Below are 223 nucleotides of genomic sequence, written 5' to 3'. Positions count from 1 at the left end.
AACCGTGTAACTCGGGGTGGTCGCTGATGTGATCGTTGTCCACGCCCCATTACTCACGCTTTCTTGCAACGTGTAACTTGTGGCCGTCGACGCCGCGGCCCAGCTTATCGCTATACTGCCGTTCGTCACCGTCGCACTGGGGACATTGATGCTCGCGGGCACCGGAGGTGGCAATAACACACTGACCGCGGCAGAGGCTTTCCAACCACTGCAACCAGATGCA

General features: G+C 58.7%; 1 protein-coding gene. It reads right to left on the bottom strand.

The features are described 5' to 3' along the window. A partial coding sequence (locus KO537_RS23315) for a hypothetical protein (protein ID WP_219236059.1) occupies positions 1 to 223 on the bottom strand: 223 nt, incomplete at both ends.

The organism is Shewanella sp. NKUCC01_JLK (assembly GCF_019345615.1).
GTDB lineage: Bacteria > Pseudomonadota > Gammaproteobacteria > Enterobacterales > Shewanellaceae > Shewanella > Shewanella oncorhynchi.
The sequence above is the reverse complement of the archived record's forward strand: the minus strand, read 5'-3'. Positions and strand labels throughout refer to the sequence as shown.